We start from the raw sequence: 18,880 nt of genomic DNA on the forward strand, positions 1-18,880 counted from the left end.
TTCTAGAGTCTGTCAGGTTTATGTTGAAACATATCCTGCATGCCTGAGATAGGCGGCGCATTCGTGCGGGTTGAAGGCTTTGAGGACTTCGCCGAGGCGTCTCCATGTCGCGTCGACGCTGCGCTCGTCGGATTTGCGCAGCAGGGTCTTCAGTTTGGCGAACATCATCTCGATCGGATTGAGGTCGGGGCTGTAAGGCGGCAGGAAGAACAGATGGGCGCCGGCATCGCGGATGGCGTTGCGCGCAGGCTTGCCCTTATGGCTGCCGAGATTGTCGAGGATGACGATATCGCCGGGACTGAGGGTTGGTGCCAGGCATTGCTCGACCCACGCGGTGAAGGCAATGCCGTTGATCGGGCCATCGAGCACGAAGGGCGCGACGATGCGGTCGTGGCGCAGCCCGGCGAGGAAGGTCAGCGTCTTCCAATGGCCATGCGGTATTCTGGCGAAAAGCGGCTGGCCGCGCTGACACCAGCCGCGGGTGCGCGTCATGTTGGTTTTGACCCAGGTTTCGTCGACGAACACCAGGCGGCGCGGATCAAGTCGATGTTGATGGGTCTTCCAGCGGCTTCGGAACCGCGCCACCTTCGGCCTGTCCTGTTCGCTGGCGATCAGCGTTTTTTTTAAATGTCTTGCCTTCGCGGCGCAGGAAACGCCAAACGGTGTCGTGAGAGACATCGATCCCGGCCGCCTTCAGATCGGCGGCAAGCGCCCGCACCGTCCAATCGGGCTTGGCCGCCAGCCGACGGTGAACCTCATCGGCCGCCGCGCCCCGCAGCATGGGTTTGACATGGCCACCCATCTTGGCCGGCGCCAAACCGCGGCCGGACCGGTCGAGCTGGCCGATCCGCACCGCCGTCGCCGCTGATATTCCAAAGCGCAACGCTGCCGCCCGCACCGTCATGCCTCCTGCCAAGGCGTCGGCGACGCGCTGGCGTAAATCAAGAGAAAGAGGTCGCGCCATCATTGCTGGCCTCCTCACCAGCAATGATCTTGAATCACAATCGAAGCAAAAAGGGAATCCCGGTTCGATTCAGCTTAAGGCTGACCGACTCTAGGGCGTCCTCTACCTCATCTGTGCTTGTCACAGAGATGAGAGCAGCGCCGCGTCTGCGGCGCGGGAAGCGTTCTTTCAGCCCAAGGACTTGGTCTGGCTGGATCCCTGTGACGAGCACAACAAACAGGCCGCGGCGGGTATCCCGAATCTCAACAGGCCTTAGAGCACTTCCAGACCAAAGCAGGGGCACTGTCCAAGTGCGGGCCCCTCGGCGAGGCCTGCGAAGGTGCGCACTTTCAGGCAGCGTCGATATCCGTTTTCGAGAAATCATCGCCTTTGAACAGAAGAGGAAGACGGTATTCCTTGGCGCAGGCATAGGAGAAGCAGTCACCAAAATTCAGTCGCGCCGGGTGCGCGACAAAACGGCCATAGTTGCGAGCCGCTTCAATGGCCTTGTCATGTAGGGAGCCACTCACGGACACTTCGCGCGCGCCGATCGTCTCCATGAACTTCGCTACGTCCTCTTGAACCTCATCGATCAACTCGGGCGGAGTAGGGGCCTGATCGCCGAACTGCGAGATCGAGACTATCCGGGCTAAGCCGATCACCGCCTCGAACATCGAAAGCGCCGAGTAAATCTTAGGATTTTCCGACATTTCGATCTTGGCGAGGAGGTAACCTGCTTCTTCTTCACCAGCCAGGATGGCCACGATTGCCGACGCGTCCAAGAACATCATATCTCCCACATGTCGTCAGTAAATTTCTTCATGTCGAAGTCTGGCTTGTTAGGCCCCATCTTGGCTCGCACACTGTCCTGAATTTTCCTGACGCGCTCTTTTAGCGGCACTACTTGTTCCGCTCGCGCCAACTCATTTTCCAGAGCGCGTCTGACCGCTTCGGTCTTCGTCGGGGCTTTGGTGACCTGCTGCACTTTCTTTGCCAGCGCATCGACATCGTCGTCGCGAATGTAGAGAGACAAGACCTGTTCCTCGTGTATATGTAGTGTGGAATATTCGAATATATTAGTTGGAATATACGTTAAGTGCAAGGATCAGGGCGCATCCGCCTCTCCAATCGGCTTTCGGTCAGGCGCGAAGAGAATGGTGAGGAGCGTCGCCCGCTCGTTTCTGCTAAGCTCGAAAACGTATGGTCTTTGACCAGCAAACCACGGCAAAGGCGGGCTTCCAATGAGCGATCCAAAACCCGAACGGCTCCACCTTACCTTGGCTGAGCTGATCAGCGAACAAATTGAGCAGCGGAATGCAACAGAGCTGCGAGCCGTGCTGTCAACCGGAAACGAAATCACGATGCATGGACGGTTCACGGTCGGCAGTGACTTCATAATCTACAGAACCGCAAAGGATGGTAGCGGCAAATGGGTGATGACTCCCTTTGCTCATATCGTCCAGCTGGCAATCTAGTCTATTTTCAGATCCGGGTCATGCGTGAGGGCATCGCGCCTGTTCTACAGTGCCGCCTTCAGGGCAACGGCGCACATCTGTCCGTCACATTCGAAGCCTTTCGCCTTCCGGGTCGAAGGGCGGCCGTCCCAGGATGACTGCGTCATGGGGGCGGCCGAGGATGGCGACACTCACCTTGTCGCCCGGTTTCGCCATGTCAGCCTTGATGTAGCAGAGCGCCAGCGACATGCCGACCGTATAGCCGTAGGCGCCGGACGAAACATGGCCGATCGGGGTGCCGTCACGGAGAAAGATCGGCTCGCCGCCGGTGGCGTCCGCATCCGTGGCGTCGATCGATATCATGGCGAGCTTCTGCCTCGGACGCTTCCCTGCGATTTCCTGGTAGGGGACCTTGTTGAGGAACGCGTCCTTGTCAAGCTTGATCAGCCGGTCGAGAGCGCATTCCTGCGGCCAGTATTCCGGCGAATACTCGCGGCTCCAGCTGCCATAGCCCTTTTCGATGCGCAGCGAGGCGAGTGCGCGTGAGCCGACCGGGCCCGCGCCGAGAACCGCGCCGGCCTCCAGCAAGGCGTCGTAGAGCCCGACCTGCCGGTCGGCGTCGCAGTAGAGTTCCCAGCCGAGATCGCCGGTGAAGGAGACGCGCAGCGCGATAACCTCGACGCCGGCGACACGCATCCTGCGCGACCGCATGAAGGGGAAGTTCTCGTTGTAAAGGTCGTCATTCGTCAGGCGCATCAGCAATTCGCGCGATTTCGGCCCGGCGATGTTGAAGGCGCAAAGGCGCTCCGTCATCGAGGTAAGGCTCGTGCCCTCGGGAAGCGGAACCGCATTGAAGAAGCGCTGGTGGTAGCGTTCCGCCATGCCGGAGCCGAAGATCATGAAGTCGTCGTCGCCGAGCTTCGTCACGGTGAAATCGCCCGCAATGCCCCCCCGCTTTCCGATGAGAGGCGTCAGGCACGACCGGCCGACCGTCGTGGGCATGCGGTTGGCGAAAAGCGCGTTCAGCCAGTCGGAGGCACCCGGTCCCTTCACCGCGTATTTCGCAAAGTTGGAAATGTCGATGATGCCGGCGCTTTCGCGCAGCATGCGGGCCTCGCGGCCGACGGGCGCCCACCAGTTCTGGCGGGTAAAGCCGGTCGTCTCTTCCTTCGGCTCGCCATCGGCGGAAAACCAGAGGGGATGTTCCCAGCCGAAATTCAGGCCGAAGACGGCGCCCATCGCCTTCTGCTTCTCATAGGCCGGCCGGGTGCGTACCGGGCGTCCGGCCGCCCGCTCCTCATTGGGGAAATGGATCTTGAAGCGGTGGCTGTACTGGTCCTGCACGCGCGCCTTGGTGAAGGCCTTGTTCGCCCAGTGGCCGAAGCGCGCCATGTCCCAGCCGAACATGTCGAGCGACGGTTCGCCCTCGATCATCCATTCCGCCGCAAGCTTGCCCATGCCGCCCGACTGCGAGAAGCCGGGGATGATGCCGTTGCAGCAGAAGTAGTTCGTCATTTCCGGCACGGGGCCGAAGAGGACCGCGCTATCGGGCGACCAGATCATCGGCCCGTTGATGACGCGCTTGATGCCCGCCGTTCCGACCACCGGCACGCGGTCGATCGCGCGCATCATGTTTTCCTCGATGCGTTCGAGGTCGTCGGGGAAGAGTTCGTGACCGAAGCCGAGCGGCGTGCCCTCTTCGGCCCAGAAACGCATGTCGCGCTCATAGGCACCGATCAGCAGGCCCAGGCCCTCCTGCCGGAGGTAATATTCGCCGTCGCGGTCCGCGACGGAGGGAAGCCGCCGGTCGAGGGCGGCGATCTCCGCTATGGTCTCGGTCACGAAATACTGGTGTTCCGTCGGCATCAGCGGAAGTTCGAGCCCCGCCATGGCCGCGACTTCGCGGCCCCAGAGCCCGGCGGCGTTGACCACCCACCGGGTGCGGATGTCGCCCTTCGGCGTGCGCACGATCCAGCTGCCGTCCGCTTGCGCCTCCGTACCGGTGACGGGCGTGAAGCGGTGGATTTCGGCGCCGCGCTTGCGCGCGCCTGCGGCATAGGCCATCGTCACGCCGGAGGGGTCGACATTGCCGCCCTCCGGCTCGTACATGATGCAGCGGATGCCGTCGAAGTTCACGAGCGGATGCAGCCGCTCCGCTTCGTCACGGCCGATCTCGTAGAAGTTCATCTTGTAGCGGCGCGCCTTGGCCTCCTGGAGCCGGAGCTGGTGCTCGCGCGCCTCGGTCTGCGCAAGATAGAGCGAACCCGGCTGGAAGATGCCGCAGCCTTGCCCGGTCTCGACCTCCAACTCCTTGTAGAGCGCCATTGTATAATGCTGAAGCAGACTGATGTTCGTGGAGTCGTGCAGACCGTGGATGTTGGCGGCCGCATGCCAGGTCGATCCCGATGTCAGTTCGCTGCGCTCGAGAAGCACGACGTCGGACCAGCCGAGCTTGGTGAGATGGTAGAGAATGGAGCAGCCGATGAGACCGCCGCCGATGACGACCGCTTGAGCGTGGGAGCGCATGAAAATCCAGCCTTGAAACGATGACCTCTGACGCCGGCAAATCTCTGCCGTCGCGGCTTCAGTTTAGGGACGAGCCGTTTTTTGCAAAGCGGCCCAAAGCGGGAAATCGGCCCCTATTGTCATCGAATGAACAAATAAAACGAGGTCATTGATCTCGCAATTTTCGTTTGTTGCCGGATGGGCTCTGGCTAGTGTGAAATCGGCCCTTTCGGTATCGGGGGTGAACCGGTCAGCCGATCACCTTCTGAGCCTCGGCGATGATCCAGTCGCGCACCTTCGAGACGGTCGTTCCCCTCGACGCCTGCCCTTCGGCGAGGTAGTAGTTCCACGCGCTCTTGGTGCGGATCTGGAACGGCTCGACAAGCAGGCCGCGATCCACATAGGTCCGCGCCAGCGACTGGGTGGTCACGATGCAGCCGGCGCCGCTCGCCGCCATTTCCAGCGCGATATTGGTGGAATTGGTGGAAAGCCGCTTGTCGTTCGCGGAGGCGTCTATTCCGAGCGCATCGGCCATTTCCTGCCAGAACTCCTGCCGCCCGTGCACCGCGATCCAGTTCGATTTCAGAACGTCGGCCGGCGTCCTGATCGCATTCTGCCCGTGAACGAGCTGGGGCGCGCATAGAAGCACAAGCCGGTCGTTCCACAATTGCATGCCGCTCGCCGGCATGTTGTCGAAGCGGCGGATCGAAATGAGGATATCGGCGATCTGCTCGGTCGAATCCTCCCAGATCGTGCCATGCAGAAGGATTTCAACGTCGGGATGTTTCCTGCTGAACCCGGCAACGCACCTTGCCAGCCAGTTTTCGGCAAGGCTCGTCGGGCAGGAGATGACGACGGTTTTGTTGCGCGCCGACGCAAGTACCGCTTCCGTGGCGAAGTCGATCTGGTTCAGAGCCTGGCGCAGGGTGGGAAGAAAGGCCTCTCCCATTTCGGTCAGCTTGAGGCTGCGCGGATAGCGGATGAAGAGCTGACGCCCGAGATATTGCTCGAGCGCCCGCACATGATTGCTGATGGCGGCCTGCGTATAGCCCAGTTCGTTGGCCGCCTCGGTGAAGCTGAGATGCCGGGCGGAGCATTCGAAGGAGCGGATGTAGTTCAATGGCGGCGGCGGCTTCATCTGAAAGTTCCCCTTTTGCTCCATGCTAGTCGGGCCCGTCCGGGACTTGCAAGGTGCACGCGTGCCATGACATGGTTTTTTTTGGCCATTGCCGCCGAACTTATCATGTGAAGACCGGTGCGTGATTGGCCATAGTTTCGGGGAGCGGAACAGAAAAATCATAAGTATCCGGAGCAGGGCCTTCTATGGCGCGGCTGCGCGGATCAGGGGATGAAAGGCAGTTCTCGATGAGCGGCAGACGCGGCGGCGGAAGACGATCGCGGGCAATCCGGGGCGGCGAGGGCATCTCGCAGCTGCCATGGCAGGAGGTCGTCAACACCTATTCCCCAATGCAGCTTCTCGACGAGGATCGTCTCGAGGCGCTTCATCGCAATTCGATGCGCATCCTCTCCGAAATCGGTATCCGCGTCATGAGCGAAAAGGCGATGGCGCTGTTCGAGAAGGCGGGCGCCATCGTCGACCGCGAGAACCTGATGATCCGCATCGACGAATCCATCGTCGAGGCGGCGCTCGCCACGACGCCGTCTTCCTTCACGCTGACCAGCCGCAATCCCGAAAAGCGTCTGACGATCGGCGGCAATAGGATCGCCTTCGGCCTCGTGGCAGGTCCTCCGAACGTGCACGACCGGATCAACGGCCGGCGGCAGGGAAATCTCGCCGATTACCAGAACTTCACGCGTCTCGCCCACCACTTCAACGCGATCCACATTCTCGGGAACCAGGTCTGCGCGCCGATGGAGCTGCCGGCCAATTCCCGGCACCTCGATACCTACAAGGCGAACATCACGCTCAGTGATCTCTGCTTCCATTGCACCGCCATCGGGCGGGGGCGGGCCGTGGACGGCATCAACATGATGGCGATCGCGCGCGGCATCAGCGTCGAGGAGATGCGCCGATCCCCCGGCGTCATCACGATCATCTCGGTGAACTCGCCGCGGCTTTTCGACGACGCAATGGCGGACGGACTGATCGCCATGGCCGAGCACGGGCAGCCCGTGACCATCACGCCCTTCACGCTAATGGGCGCCATGACGCCGGTGACGCTTGCGGCGGCACTCTGCCAGCAGAATGCCGAGGCGCTGTTCGGCGTCACGCTTGCGCAACTGGTCAATCCGGGTACGCCGGTCATGTATGGCGCATTCACGTCCAATGTGGACATGCGGTCCGGTGCCCCCGCCTTCGGCACACCGGAAAACGCCAAGGCCAACATCATCGCGGGTCAGCTCGCGCGGCGCTACAAGCTTCCCTATCGCACGTCGAACGCCAATGCCTCCAACGCCGTCGACCTTCAGGCGGCCTACGAGACGGAGATGGCCACCTGGGGTGCGGTGCTCGGGGGTGCCAACCTTATCTATCACGCTGCCGGATGGCTCGAAGGTGGCCTGACGGCCTCCTATGAGAAGCTGGTGCTGGACGTGGAGATCCTGCAGAACATGATGGGCTTCCTCGAGCCCATGCCATTCTCCGAGGACGATCTCGGTTTCGACGCCATCAAATCGGTACCGGCCGGAGGACACTTCTTCGGTTCCGAACATACGATGGCGCGATACGAAACTGCTTTCTACCAGCCGATGCTGTCCAACTGGCAGAATTACGGCAGCTGGCAGGAAGCCGGCGGGCACGACGCGCTGGAGCGCGCGACCGGCATCTGGCAGCAAGCCCTGAGCGAATACGAGGAACCGGTCCTCGACCCGGCGATCCGGGAAGAGCTCGATGCCTACATGATCAAGCGGCGAGCGGAGATCGGGGCGGGCGAACCTTGAGGGGCAGATGAGGGATACGCAGGAAATCCGCTTTGCGGTTTTGATGTTTCCGAACTTTCCGCTGATGGCCTTCAGTTCGGTCATCGAGCCGCTGCGCGCAGCCAATACGCTCTCCGGCAAGCGCTGCTATTCCTGGATTACCGTGGCGGCCGGCGAGAAGATCACGGCATCGAACGGCATCGGTATCGAGCCGGACTTTCCTGTGCGCAACGCACCGGAGGTCGACCGGATTGTCGTGTGTTCGGGCGGTGACGCAGAGCATCTCGTTGCGGACGAGGAGATGGCGTGGATCCGCAAGAATCTCCGATCCGGTGCGCAACTCGGTGCGGTAGCCGATGCTGCCTTCTTCCTGGCGCGCAAAGGGTTGCTCGACGGCCATTCCTGCACGCTCCACTGGACCAGCCAGCCGGCCTTCAAGGAAGCGTTCCCGCAGCTCGACATGCGCTCGGACCTCTATGTGATCGACCGCCGCCGCTTCACTTCCGTCGGCGGCATCGGCAGCCTCGACATGATGCTGGACATGATCGGACGGGACTATGGCGCCGAGCTCGCCGACGGCGTCGCCGGCTGGTTCATGCACAGCCCGCTGCGGCCCGACGCCGATCGCCGGAAGCTGACCTTGCGTATCCGGAGCGGCATCGCCGACGACCTCGTCCTTTCCGCTGTGGCGATGATGGAGAATGCGATCGAGGACCTATTGCGGATCGGGGACCTGGCCGACCGGCTGAATGTCTCGTCCGATAAGCTCGAACGCGCCTTCAAGGCCGAACTTGGCGTGTCGCCCAACAGCTATTACCGCAATCTGAGGCTTGGTCACGCGGCAGACATGCTGACGCATTCCAATCTCAAGGTGAATGAAGTCGCGGTCGCCTGCGGGTTCGGAAATGCCGCCAACTTCTCCCGCGCCTTCAAAGAGCAGTTCGGATATGTCCCGCACAGCGTTCGCCGCCGCGTTTCGCGAGCGGGCGAGGCGCCTCGTGCAGTCGCGGGGCTGAAATAATGAAACTCTGCGGATTCTGGCATAGATACCGCGGAACTTGCGCAAATGCGCGCTCCGACTCTTCTCCATCCTGCTGGAAAAGGAGAATGTCATGAGCATTGTTGTATTCGATCCCGACAGCGTGGATGACGTGGACTTCAAAGACCGGATGCGCCATCCGGAGGCAGCCGATCCGGCCGGCGGCATGTGGCTTTCGGACACGGAACCGTCCTTCATCGACGCCGACGCCCTGCGCAAGGGGAGGCTGAAGAAGCTTCGCGACTGGATGCGCGCGGCCGGCTACGGCGCGGTGGTCCTTTTCGATCCCTACAACCAGCGCTACGCGACGGGCTCCCGAAACATGTTCGGGTATTTCCTGCGCAACTCCACCCGCTATTTCTTCATCCCCACTGAAGGTCCGATCGTTCTCTTCGAATATCCGCAGAGCTATCATGTCTCGATGGTCCTCGACACGATTGACGAGGCCCGCCCTTCCAAGCTTGTCTGGTCCTCCGTCTCCGGTAAGGACGACGAGACCGCCAGGCCCTTCGCGGACGAGATTACCGATTTGCTCAAGCAGCATGGCGGCGGGTCGATGAAGCTCGGCATGGACCGCTGCAGCCATCTGCAGGCACTGGCGCTCGAAAAGCGCGGGTGCGAGGTAAAGGACTGTCAGGGCGAAATTCTCGCCGTCAGAGCCGTCAAGACTCCCGAAGAGATCAAATGCCTTCAGGTATCCATGGCCGGCGCCGAAGCTGCCGTGGCCGCCGTACGCGAAGCGATCAAGCCGGGCGTTTCCGAAAACGAGCTCTTCGCGATCATGTATCATGAAGTGATCCGGCAGGGCGGCGAGTTCATCGAGACCCGGCTGCTGAGTTCCGGCCAGCGAACCAATCCCTGGTTCAACGAGGCAAGCGGCCGCAAGATCAGGCCGGGCGAACTTGTGGCCCTCGATACCGATACGATCGGCTGCTACGGCTACTATTCCGATTTCTCGCGAACATTCCGCTGCGGTCCCGGCAAGCCGACCCCTTACCAGAAGTCGCTCTACCGAATGGCCTACGAACAGGTTCAGCACAATATCGACATCGTCAAGCCGGGCATGGCCTTCCGCGAGATCGCTGAAAAGGCCTGGAAGATACCGGACCGCTTCGTCGATCAGCGTTACACGTCCGTGATGCACGGCGTTGGCATGCACGGCGAGACGCCGTTCATCGCCCATGCGATGGACTACGAGACCTACGGTCGCGACGGATGTCTCGTGCCCGGAATGGTCGTCTCGGTCGAAAGCTACATCGGCGAAAAGGGCGGCCGCGAGGGCGTGAAACTCGAAGACGAGATCCTCATCACGGAGAACGGCACGGAACTCCTGTCGCGCTTTCCCTATGAGGACGAATTCCTGAGCGGGGAGACTTGATGAAGAAACCGTTGCGGATCGACCGCGCGAAAGCTGCCGCTCTCTTTATCGATCTCCAGGAGGAGCATCGCCACGACGAGCGCTATCTCGTAGACGGTTACGAGACGGTGCTCGGCAATGCCGCGCGCCTTCAGGAGGCGGCCCGCCGCAGCGGCATCCCCGTCTTTCATTGCGCCTATATCGTCAATCCCGCCGAGAATCTTCGGCCGTTCCATCCCATCGGGCCGGATGGACGTTCCGCCTTCAGCGACAAGGACGATCCGCTCACGGCGATCTGCCCGGAGGTCGCTCCGCTTCCGTCGGAGCGGCTGCTTGTCAAAAGCGAAGCGAGCGCCTTCGGCAAGAGCCCCTTGGTCGGCGAATTGCGGGACGCTGGCGTGGAATGGCTGGTGATCGCCGGCGTCTGGACCGAGGCTTGTGTCGATGCAACGGTCAAGGACGCGATCAACCTTGGCCTGCATGTCCTGCTCGTCAAGGACGCCTGCGGCAGCGGCGGCCTTGCGATGCACCAGACCGGCATTCTCAACCTGGCGAACCGCCTCTATGGCGGCGCGGTCGTCGATACCGAAGCCGCTTGCGCCCTTCTGAAAGGAGATACGGTCGAAGCATGGCGGGTCGAGGGATCGGTGCCCCTGCGTTACACTTTCGGGAATGCCGCTAAACTTTACGGCGAACTCTGACGAGCGTTTGACAGTGGCGCGCATCAGTGCGGAAGGCCGGGTGTCCCGCCTGCCTACCGCTCTGATTTATTAGAATCGGTCACGCGCGGTTCAGGTCGAATCCGACCGAGACATCGTGACCCAGTTTAGGAAAGGCAGGCCGCAACGAATGGAGATCATACGGTTCATCATCGACAATCTGGACATCATAGGCACGCGGACGATCGAGCACATTTCGATCGTCTTCCTGGCGGTCGGGATTGCGATCGCGACGGCCGTGCCGATCGGGATTGCGATCACGCAGTCGAAGAGCACGGCTGATACCGTTCTCTATCTCGCGTCGATGATGATCACCGTTCCCTCGATTGCGCTGTTCGGCCTGATGATCCCGCTGCTCTCGCCGATCGGCCACGGCATCGGCTATGTCCCGGCGGTCGTAGCCGTCATTCTCTATTCCCAGCTTCCCATCATCCGCAACACCTACACCGCCATCACCAATGTCGATCCGTCTCTTCGAGAGGCCGCTAAAGGCATGGGGATGAGCACCTGGCAACGTTTGCGCCAGGTCGAAATCCCGCTTGCCATTCCCGTCATCATGGCCGGGGTCAGGACTGCCGTCGTCATGAACATCGGCGTGACGGCGATCGCGGCTTATATCGGCGCGGGCGGCCTCGGCACGTTCATCTCGCGCGGCATCAGCCAGTCCGATCCCCGACAGCTGGTGACCGGGGCGCTGGCGGTCTCGCTGCTTGCGATCGCAGCCGACCTTTTCCTCGCGCTCGTACAGCGCCTTCTCACGTCACGCGGTATTCAGGGGGAGGTCACGCCATGATCCGGCTCGAAAATCTGACGAAACACTACGGTCCGGCGCATGATCCCCTCATTGCCGTCGACAATGTAAGTCTTGACTTACCCACCGGAGAGATCTGCGTGCTACTCGGCCCTTCGGGGTGCGGCAAGACGACGACGATGAAGATGATCAACCGGCTGATCCAGCCCACCAGCGGCAAGGTCTTCATCAACGGCAAGGACACGAGCACCATTGATCCGATCAAGCTGCGGCGGAGCATCGGCTATGTGATCCAGCAGATCGGCCTTTTCCCGAACAAGACGATCGAGGAAAATATCTGTGTCGTGCCAGACCTCCTCGGCTGGGATCGCCGCAAGTCGCGCGACCGCGCCAAAGAGCTCCTCGAGCTTGTCGGTCTCCAGCCGGACCTTTTCCTCACGCGCTATCCGAAGGAACTTTCAGGCGGCCAGCAGCAGCGTGTCGGCGTCCTGCGCGCGCTGGCGGCCGATCCGCCGGTCATGCTGATGGACGAACCGTTCGGGGCGATCGATCCGATCAACCGCGAAGTCATCCAGGAAGAATTTCTGAAGATGCAGCGGGAGATCCGCAAGACGATCATCTTCGTCTCGCACGATCTCGACGAAGCGGTGAAGATGGCGGACAAGATCGCGATCTTCCGCAGCGGCAGGCTCGAACAATATGCCGCGCCCGACGAGTTGCTCGCCCGTCCCGCCAACAGCTTCATCGAAGACTTCCTGGGTTCTGACCGGGCACTCAAGCGGCTGAGGCTCGTTTCGGTGCGCGACGCCATGGAGACGGGTTTCATCACGGTCCGGAGCTCGGACTCGGTCGAACATGCGCTTGAGCGAATGCGATCGTCGCGCAGCGCTGCAGTCTTCGTTCTGGACGCCGACGGCGCACCGCAATCTCTCTTGAGCGAGCAGGTGGCGGAGCTGCGCTCCGGTACGGTGGGCGATCATTCGGAACCGGTAAAGTCCGCCGTCCCGACCACCGGCGATCTTAGGCAGGCCGTGTCGATGATGTTCGCACACGACATGGCGCTGCTGCCCTGCGTCGACGAGGGCGGACGGATGGCGGGCGTGATGAGCTACCGTTCCATCGTGCACAATCTCGGCCATGGAGGGAAGGCATGAGCGCTCTCGCCGGCCAGGCCGCACCGCAGCATCGCCGCCGGATCGAGACCGCACCGATGATCGTGCTCGTCGTGCTGGCCGGAGCCGTCGCCTGGCTGTGGTGGAGCGGCATGGCGGAGGAAATCCTCGCCTATTCCGACGACATTTCCTATCTCGCCGTGCAGCATCTGGAGCTGGTCGCCTGGGCGGGAGGGCTCGCCATCCTTGTGGCCGTACCGGTCGGCATCGTCCTTTCGCGGCCTGCCTTCCGCCTCGTTTCGGAAGCCGTGATGCAGATCTTCAATATCGGCAGCACCGTGCCGACGCTCGCGATCCTGGCGCTTTCGATGACGCTGCTCGGGATCGGTACGGTGCCCGCGGTGTTCGGCCTCTGGGCGGCCACCCTCCTGCCGATCGTGCGCAACACCTATGCCGGCCTGCGCGCCGTGCCGCCGCACTTTGTGGAGGCCGCAACCGGGATGGGCATGACGCCGCGGCAGGTTCTGTGGCGCGTCGAACTTCCAAACGCCCTCTTCGTGATCTTCGGCGGCATCCGCACGGCGCTCGCGATCTGCGTCGGCTCGGCGCCCCTGGTCTTTCTGATCGGCGCGGGCGGGCTTGGCGAACTGATCTTCACCGGGATCTCGCTGGACGAACTCCCGATGATGATGGCCGGGGCCATTCCCACGGCAATGCTCGCGGTCCTGGTCGATTTCATCGTCGGCCAGATTCAGTACTACCTCGTTCCACGGGGCATCAATCCGCTACGATAACAAAATGAGAGAGAGGAACTGAAATGAACTTCGCACCGAAACTTGCCAGGACCCTTCTGTCGGCGGCAGCCATTGCGCTCGTCACGACGACTGCCTGGGCCGCCAGCCTTACCGTCGGCGGCAAAAACTTCACCGAGCAGCTGATCATCGCAGAGATCACCAAGCGGCTCCTTCAGAGCAAGGGCCACACGGTCGACAAGAAAGACGGCATGGGCACGAAGATCGTTCGCGCCGCACTGGAGAACGGCGAGGTCGATCTTTACTGGGAATATACGGGGACGTCGCTCATCACCTTCAACAAGGTGACGGAACGGCTTTCGCCGGAGGAGACCTACAACCGCGTCAAGGAACTCGACGGTGAGAAAGGCCTCGTCTGGCTGGCGCCGTCCGCGGCGAACAACACCTACGCCTATGTCATCAAGCCGGGCAACGCCAAGACGGACGGCATGGAGACGATCTCCGACCTCGCCAAGGCGTATAACGACGGCAAGGATGTCCTCATGGGCACGACGGCCGAATTTCCGAAGCGTCCGGACGGCCTGATCGGTTTGGAGAAGGTCTACGGTTTCGAAACCGGCCGGGCCAATATCCGGCCGATGGATCTTGGTCTCGCCTATAACGCTCTCGCCAATGGCGATCTCGACACGATCGCCGCGCAGGCGACCGACGGCCAGATCGCGGCGCTCGGTTTGAAGACGCTGAAGGACGACAAGGGCTTCTTCCCCAACTATGCGCTGACCCCCGTCGTGCGCAAGGAAGTGCTCGACGCGAATCCGGATCTCAAGGAAACGCTCGAAGCGGTCTCGAAGAAGCTCGATGACGCCACGATGCAGCGTTTGAACAGCCAGGTCGATGTGGAGAAGAAGACCATCGAAACGGTCGCCGCCGACTATCTGAAGTCGCTCGGCATGTAAAACGCGCCGCATCTATCGACGAACGTCTCGTCCCGCCTGCAGGTTTTCTGCCGGCGGGCGGGAAGGGTGCGTGCCGGAGAACCGGGCGCAGATATACCGGATCGGCCGTGCCGGCCGTCTTTTCGAGGAACTCCGAGAATGGTCAAAATATCAAACGTCCGCGTCCGCCCGCTGGTACTGCCGCTCAAGCAGCCCTACCACTGGTCCTACGGCATCCGTGAATCTTTTGCGGTCAACCTCATCGAGATCGAGGCAGATGACGGCACGGTAGGGGTCGGCGAGTGCACGGTCGCGCCGGATCAGACCGGTACGGCGGCTATCCTCTATCGCCTCGCCAAACATCTCGTCGGCCATTCGCCCCATGATCTGGCGCCGCTCATCGCGCGCATCTTTCACCAGGAATATCTCGGACACGGCGCCAATATCATGCGGGCCGCCAATCAGATATTTTCCGGAATCGACATGGCCATGTGGGATCTGCAGGGTAAGCTCGCCGGCCTGCCGGTCCACCAGCTGCTCGGGGGGGCTCACCGGAAGGCGGTCGGCTACTTCTATTTCCTGCAGGGCGAGACCGCCGAGGAGCTTGCGAGCGATGCCGCGGTCGGTCACGCCGAGGGCGAGCGGGTCTTCTATCTCAAGGTCGGCCGCGGCGAGAAGCTCGACCTGGAGATCACCGCGGCGGTTCGCCGCGAGATCGGCGACGCGCGCCTGCGCCTCGATGCGAACGAAGGCTGGAGCGTCCATGACGCGATCAACATGTGCCGAAAGCTCGAAAAATTCGACATCGAGTTCATCGAGCAGCCAACGGTGAGCTGGAGCATTCCGGCCATGGCGCATGTCCGCGAGAAAGTCGGTATCCCGATCGTTGCAGATCAGGCCGCCTTTACGCTCTACGACGTCTATGAGATATGCCGCCAGCGTGCTGCGGACATGATCTGCATCGGCCCGCGTGAAATCGGCGGCATACAGCCGATGATGAAGGCGGCAGCCGTGGCAGAGGCCGCCGGACTGAAGATCTGCATCCATTCTTCCTTTACCACCGGCATCACCACCTGCGCGGAACACCACATAGGGCTCGCCATTCCCAATCTCGACGACGGCAACCAGATCATGTGGCAGCTCGTCCAGAAGGATATCGTCTCCTCGCCCGATCTGGCTCCCAAAAACGGCTGGCTGGATGCCTTCAGGAAGCCGGGACTCGGTTTCCAGCTCGCCGAAGACCTGGTCGCCGAAGGCGAAAGACGCTACGTAGCAAGTCGATGACACCGGTCGAAACCTCCCGTGGAGAGATCGAGGCAGTTTGCCTCAAGGCGCTGACGGTCCATGGTGCGGCAGCCGAAAACGCACGCGCCGTGGCGAGCGCGATCGCCACGGCGGAGGCCGACGGCAATCGCGTCTGCGGCCTTTACTACCTGCCGATCTTCTGCAGGCACCTGGCGATCGGAAAGGTCGCTGGAGAAGCCGTTCCCGAGGTGACGACGCGCGGTGTGACGGTCACGGTCGACGCAAGATCCGGCTTCGCACATCCCGCCATTGCCGCCGGTACGCCGGTCCTGATCGACCTCGCACGCCAAGCGGGCCTCGCGGCAATGGCGGTGCGCAACTCCTATAATTGCCTCGCCCTCGGTCATCACGTCCGGCCCCTTGCCGACGCCGGCCTGATCGGCATCTGCGTTTCGAATGCGCCTGCCTCCGTTGCGCCGCCGGGGGCGACGCGGGCGCTCTTCGGCACGAACCCGCTTGCCTTCGCCGTACCTTCGAAGGAAGGGGCTCCGGCAATCGTCGTCGACCAGAGCATGAGTGCCGTCACCAAGACCGAGATGATCCTGCGCCGAGATCGCGGCGAGGCAATCCCGATCGGCTGGGCGCAGGACGGGAACGGACAGCCGACGACCGACGCGGCCATCGGGCTGGAAGGCTCGCTGCTGCCCGCCGGCGGCCGTAAGGGCGCCAATATAGCCCTTCTCGTGGAAATCCTTGCTGCCGCTCTGACCGGGTCGGCCCTCAGCACGGAGGCGAGCGCCTTCGGAAGCGACGAGGGTGGGCCGCCGCATGTCGGCCAATTCCTGATCGCCATCGACCCTGGTCACTTCGCCGCCGATCGCTTCTGCGAAGCGATGGATGATCTGGTCGCCTCCCATGGCGCCGCCGGCGTAAGGCTTCCCGGCCACTCCGGACGAAAGCAGCCCGTTTTCGTCGATGCCGATCTCTGGAAGAAGGCGGTTTCGCTTTCGGAATCGAAGGACGGTCGGAATCCTTGTTAGAGGTGAAAGCGATTATCGATGGGCGGTCGTGTCTATCTTGCGAAATCGCATTCACTGCCATATATTTTGCACAGGAAATATGTTCTTGGATATGACGCAATATGGCTCAGTCTCAAAAGACCCAAAGCGATGGCGGACTGCTGATACTGTCCTACATGGACAAGGGCGGAAAGATTGCGGTTCAGCAGGTCGCGGACGGCTTCGGCATGTCGAAAACGCAACTTGCCGAAACGGCCGGGCTTGCGCGTGAAACGCTCTACCGGCTGGAGCGCAGCCGGGCGACGAAGACGCAGAACCGCCTCCGCGAAATGCTCGAGATCATCAGCCGCGTCACCGACTGGGCGGGCGGCAAGGAGCAGGCAATGGCCTGGTATCGCGCCCAGCCCCTCCCGGCATTCGGCGGACGAACGGCGGAAGCTCTGGTGAAGGACGGCAAGGCGGCGGCCGTGCGTGATTATCTCGACCACATGGCCCTCGGGGGCTTTGCTTGAGGTTCACGGGAACCTGCTATCGCGCGCATGACCCACGCTGGGCTTTCAGACCTACATCCGGCGATGGCGCGGCAATAAAGGGCGCGCGCTTCAACCCGAAGGGCGTCAAAACGCTTTACCTTGCACTCAGCATCATGACAGCGGTCAAGGAGGCCAATCAGGGCTTCGCCCATCGTATCGATCCTTGCGTGCTTTGCTCCTACGACATCGATTGCGCCGACATCGCTGATCTGACGACCGAGAGGGGGAGGGCAGAACACGGGGTATCGCTGGAGGAGATGGCCTGCAGCTGGGCGGGCGCGCTTGCCGAGGGGAGACGTCCGGCCTCCTGGGCCATCTACGACCTTCTTCATCCGCGCGGGACCGCCGGCATCCTGGTTCCGAGTTTCGCACCGGGGACCGAAGCGGGAGACCGGAATCTCGTACTTTGGACGTGGGGACCGGATCTGCCGCATCGCGTCGACGTGTACGATCCAAGTGGCCGGCTGCCTAAAGATCAGCTCTCCTGGGGCTGAGTGCGTTTCCGTGGTGAAGTGCTTTCCGCGAAATCCGTCCGCGTCGCATTGCGCCGGAATTGCGCCGGGGACTTTCCGGTCGATTTCCGGAACGCGCGGTGAAAGGCGCTCGGCTCGGAAAAGCCGAGCTCGACGGCAAGCTGGGCCACATTCGTCCGGCCGTCGGCGAGGGCTTCCATCGCAAGCGCCCGGCGCAGGTCCTCCTTGATCGATCGATAGGTCTGACCCTCCTGCTTCAATCTGCGTCGAAGGGTCGGCACTGCAATCCGCATGCGCGCGGCAAGCGCCTCGAAACCCGGCCAGGCGGACGGAGCCGTGGCATGGAGCCGCTGGCGTATTGCCGCGGACAATCCCGCGTCGTGGCGATAGCGCACGAGAATATTTGCAGGCGCATGCCGGAGGAAGTGCTTCAGTGCCCGCTCGTCACGAATGGGCGGCAGTTTCAGGTACTCGGCATCGAAAACGAGCCGCGTCCGGGGCTGATCGAAGTGGACGGGCGCGCCGAAGAAGAGCCGATAATCGGTTCCGGCGGGGGGCGCACTGCAACGGAAGTCGACCCAGCGGATCGGAAGCCGGCGTCCGATCAGCCAGCAATTGACGCCATGCAGGATGATCCAGAAGGTACGACAGGCGAAGGCGGAGCGCGTAGCGCCGGCGTCCTTCAGGACAATCTGTGCCAGACCGTTTTCGACGACCAGCTCGCCATGCGGTTCCTCGAGGACCACCCTGAGGAAGCGCAGCGCTCGCCGCAGCGCATGTTCGAGCGTCACGGTCGAAAGAATGGCGTGGCACAGCAATGCGAAGCTGCCGGCGCGCATCGGCCGAGCGCCCTCGCCGAAAAACTCGTCATCCATGGCCTGTGCCACCGCATGCCAGAAGGCGCCGTATTGTTCGGCCGAAACCGGACCGGTGACGACGGATGGCAGGCCGGCTTGTGCAAGGAGGGGTTCGGCATCCACTCCATGGCGCCGGAGGCATTCGAGCGTGTCGTCCATGAAACATGGGGCGATCATCCGGCGTTCCATGAGCGACGTCCCTCTCGTCGAACATTGCAAAAGCGATCACGTAATCTGAGTCATTCGGTCATTGCATACCATATTTCTCCTCTGCATCATCACGGTTGGGAAAAGTTGGAGCCGGAG

The 18,880-nt window shown here is 61.9% G+C and carries 19 protein-coding genes; 13 read left to right on the plus strand and 6 right to left on the minus strand.

The genetic code is table 11. The features are described from left to right. Positions 1 to 18: 18 nt before the first annotated feature. The 3 genes from ACTJKL_RS26870 to ACTJKL_RS26880 all read right to left on the minus strand — a co-directional run bounded on the left by ACTJKL_RS26870 (position 19) and on the right by ACTJKL_RS26880 (position 1,976). Positions 19 to 964 (minus strand): IS630 family transposase gene (locus ACTJKL_RS26870; protein ID WP_440853413.1). Its coding sequence is split into 2 segments (ribosomal slippage): positions 19 to 624 and positions 626 to 964, totalling 945 coding nucleotides; the frame shifts between segments, so codons are not numbered across the junction. A gap of 329 nt (positions 965 to 1,293) precedes the next feature. Then, complete coding sequence (locus ACTJKL_RS26875; RefSeq protein WP_440854237.1) at positions 1,294 to 1,731, minus strand: type II toxin-antitoxin system VapC family toxin; 438 nt, start codon at positions 1,729 to 1,731, stop codon at positions 1,294 to 1,296. Continuing rightward, complete coding sequence (locus ACTJKL_RS26880) at positions 1,731 to 1,976, minus strand: type II toxin-antitoxin system VapB family antitoxin (protein ID WP_275598260.1); 246 nt, start codon at positions 1,974 to 1,976, stop codon at positions 1,731 to 1,733. The genes ACTJKL_RS26875 and ACTJKL_RS26880 overlap by 1 nt, the downstream gene beginning before the upstream one ends. Positions 1,977 to 2,184: 208 nt before the next feature. Between ACTJKL_RS26880 and ACTJKL_RS26885 the strand changes: the two genes are divergently transcribed. Further along, positions 2,185 to 2,418, plus strand: a complete 234-nt coding sequence (locus ACTJKL_RS26885) for a hypothetical protein (protein WP_440854238.1) — start codon at positions 2,185 to 2,187, stop codon at positions 2,416 to 2,418. Positions 2,419 to 2,502: 84 nt separating this feature from the next. On the opposite strand, the gene ACTJKL_RS26890 is transcribed toward ACTJKL_RS26885, so the two are convergent. After that, positions 2,503 to 4,923, minus strand: coding sequence for a GcvT family protein (locus ACTJKL_RS26890; protein WP_440854239.1), 2,421 nt, complete (start codon positions 4,921 to 4,923; stop codon positions 2,503 to 2,505). A 229-nt stretch (positions 4,924 to 5,152) separates the two neighbouring features. Continuing rightward, entirely contained in the window at positions 5,153 to 6,040 is an 888-nt protein-coding gene (locus ACTJKL_RS26895; protein ID WP_100673278.1) for a LysR substrate-binding domain-containing protein, read from the minus strand. 227 nt (positions 6,041 to 6,267) lie between these two features. Here ACTJKL_RS26895 and ACTJKL_RS26900 point away from each other — a divergent pair, with 227 nt between their 5' ends. The 12 genes from ACTJKL_RS26900 (at position 6,268) to ACTJKL_RS26955 (ending at position 17,738) form a co-directional block, all read left to right on the plus strand. Further along, positions 6,268 to 7,803 (plus strand): trimethylamine methyltransferase family protein, encoded by a 1,536-nt coding sequence (locus ACTJKL_RS26900; protein WP_440854240.1) that lies wholly within the window; start codon positions 6,268 to 6,270, stop codon positions 7,801 to 7,803. 7 nt (positions 7,804 to 7,810) lie between these two features. Beyond that, positions 7,811 to 8,803: a GlxA family transcriptional regulator gene (locus ACTJKL_RS26905; RefSeq protein WP_440854241.1), complete on the plus strand. Its 993-nt coding sequence runs from the start codon at positions 7,811 to 7,813 to the stop codon at positions 8,801 to 8,803. 91 nt (positions 8,804 to 8,894) lie between these two features. Continuing rightward, a complete protein-coding gene (locus ACTJKL_RS26910) occupies positions 8,895 to 10,199 on the plus strand; it encodes a M24 family metallopeptidase (protein ID WP_440854242.1) in 1,305 nt (434 codons plus the stop codon). After that, on the plus strand, positions 10,199 to 10,879 hold the full coding sequence (locus tag ACTJKL_RS26915) for an isochorismatase family protein (RefSeq protein WP_440854243.1): 681 nt from the start codon (positions 10,199 to 10,201) through the stop codon (positions 10,877 to 10,879). Before ACTJKL_RS26910 ends, ACTJKL_RS26915 begins: the two co-directional genes overlap by 1 nt. 148 nt (positions 10,880 to 11,027) lie before the next feature. After that, on the plus strand, positions 11,028 to 11,690 hold the full coding sequence (locus ACTJKL_RS26920; RefSeq protein WP_018096326.1) for an ABC transporter permease: 663 nt from the start codon (positions 11,028 to 11,030) through the stop codon (positions 11,688 to 11,690). Then, positions 11,687 to 12,802, plus strand: a complete 1,116-nt coding sequence (locus ACTJKL_RS26925) for an ABC transporter ATP-binding protein (protein ID WP_440854244.1) — start codon at positions 11,687 to 11,689, stop codon at positions 12,800 to 12,802. The genes ACTJKL_RS26920 and ACTJKL_RS26925 overlap by 4 nt, the downstream gene beginning before the upstream one ends. Then, the gene (locus ACTJKL_RS26930) at positions 12,799 to 13,554 is read left to right on the plus strand and encodes an ABC transporter permease (RefSeq protein ID WP_440854245.1); all 756 of its coding nucleotides are present in this window, start codon (positions 12,799 to 12,801) and stop codon (positions 13,552 to 13,554) included. Before ACTJKL_RS26925 ends, ACTJKL_RS26930 begins: the two co-directional genes overlap by 4 nt. 23 nt (positions 13,555 to 13,577) lie before the next feature. Further along, positions 13,578 to 14,468, plus strand: coding sequence for a glycine betaine ABC transporter substrate-binding protein (locus ACTJKL_RS26935; protein ID WP_440854246.1), 891 nt, complete (start codon positions 13,578 to 13,580; stop codon positions 14,466 to 14,468). A 138-nt stretch (positions 14,469 to 14,606) separates the two neighbouring features. Continuing rightward, the gene (locus tag ACTJKL_RS26940; RefSeq protein ID WP_440854247.1) at positions 14,607 to 15,731 is read left to right on the plus strand and encodes a mandelate racemase/muconate lactonizing enzyme family protein; all 1,125 of its coding nucleotides are present in this window, start codon (positions 14,607 to 14,609) and stop codon (positions 15,729 to 15,731) included. Further along, positions 15,728 to 16,732, plus strand: coding sequence for an Ldh family oxidoreductase (locus ACTJKL_RS26945; RefSeq protein WP_440854248.1), 1,005 nt, complete (start codon positions 15,728 to 15,730; stop codon positions 16,730 to 16,732). Before ACTJKL_RS26940 ends, ACTJKL_RS26945 begins: the two co-directional genes overlap by 4 nt. Positions 16,733 to 16,833: 101 nt before the next feature. Continuing rightward, entirely contained in the window at positions 16,834 to 17,223 is a 390-nt protein-coding gene (locus ACTJKL_RS26950; RefSeq protein ID WP_440854249.1) for an antitoxin Xre/MbcA/ParS toxin-binding domain-containing protein, read from the plus strand. Further along, on the plus strand, positions 17,220 to 17,738 hold the full coding sequence (locus tag ACTJKL_RS26955; protein ID WP_440854250.1) for an RES family NAD+ phosphorylase: 519 nt from the start codon (positions 17,220 to 17,222) through the stop codon (positions 17,736 to 17,738). Before ACTJKL_RS26950 ends, ACTJKL_RS26955 begins: the two co-directional genes overlap by 4 nt. Here the strand turns inward: ACTJKL_RS26955 and ACTJKL_RS26960 are convergent. Beyond that, on the minus strand, positions 17,720 to 18,763 hold the full coding sequence (locus ACTJKL_RS26960; RefSeq protein ID WP_440854251.1) for an AraC family transcriptional regulator: 1,044 nt from the start codon (positions 18,761 to 18,763) through the stop codon (positions 17,720 to 17,722). The genes ACTJKL_RS26955 and ACTJKL_RS26960 overlap by 19 nt on opposite strands. Between the last annotated feature and the right edge of the window lie 117 nt (positions 18,764 to 18,880).

It is taken from the genome of Sinorhizobium sp. 22678, assembly GCF_052044265.1.
Taxonomy (GTDB): domain Bacteria; phylum Pseudomonadota; class Alphaproteobacteria; order Rhizobiales; family Rhizobiaceae; genus Sinorhizobium; species Sinorhizobium meliloti_A.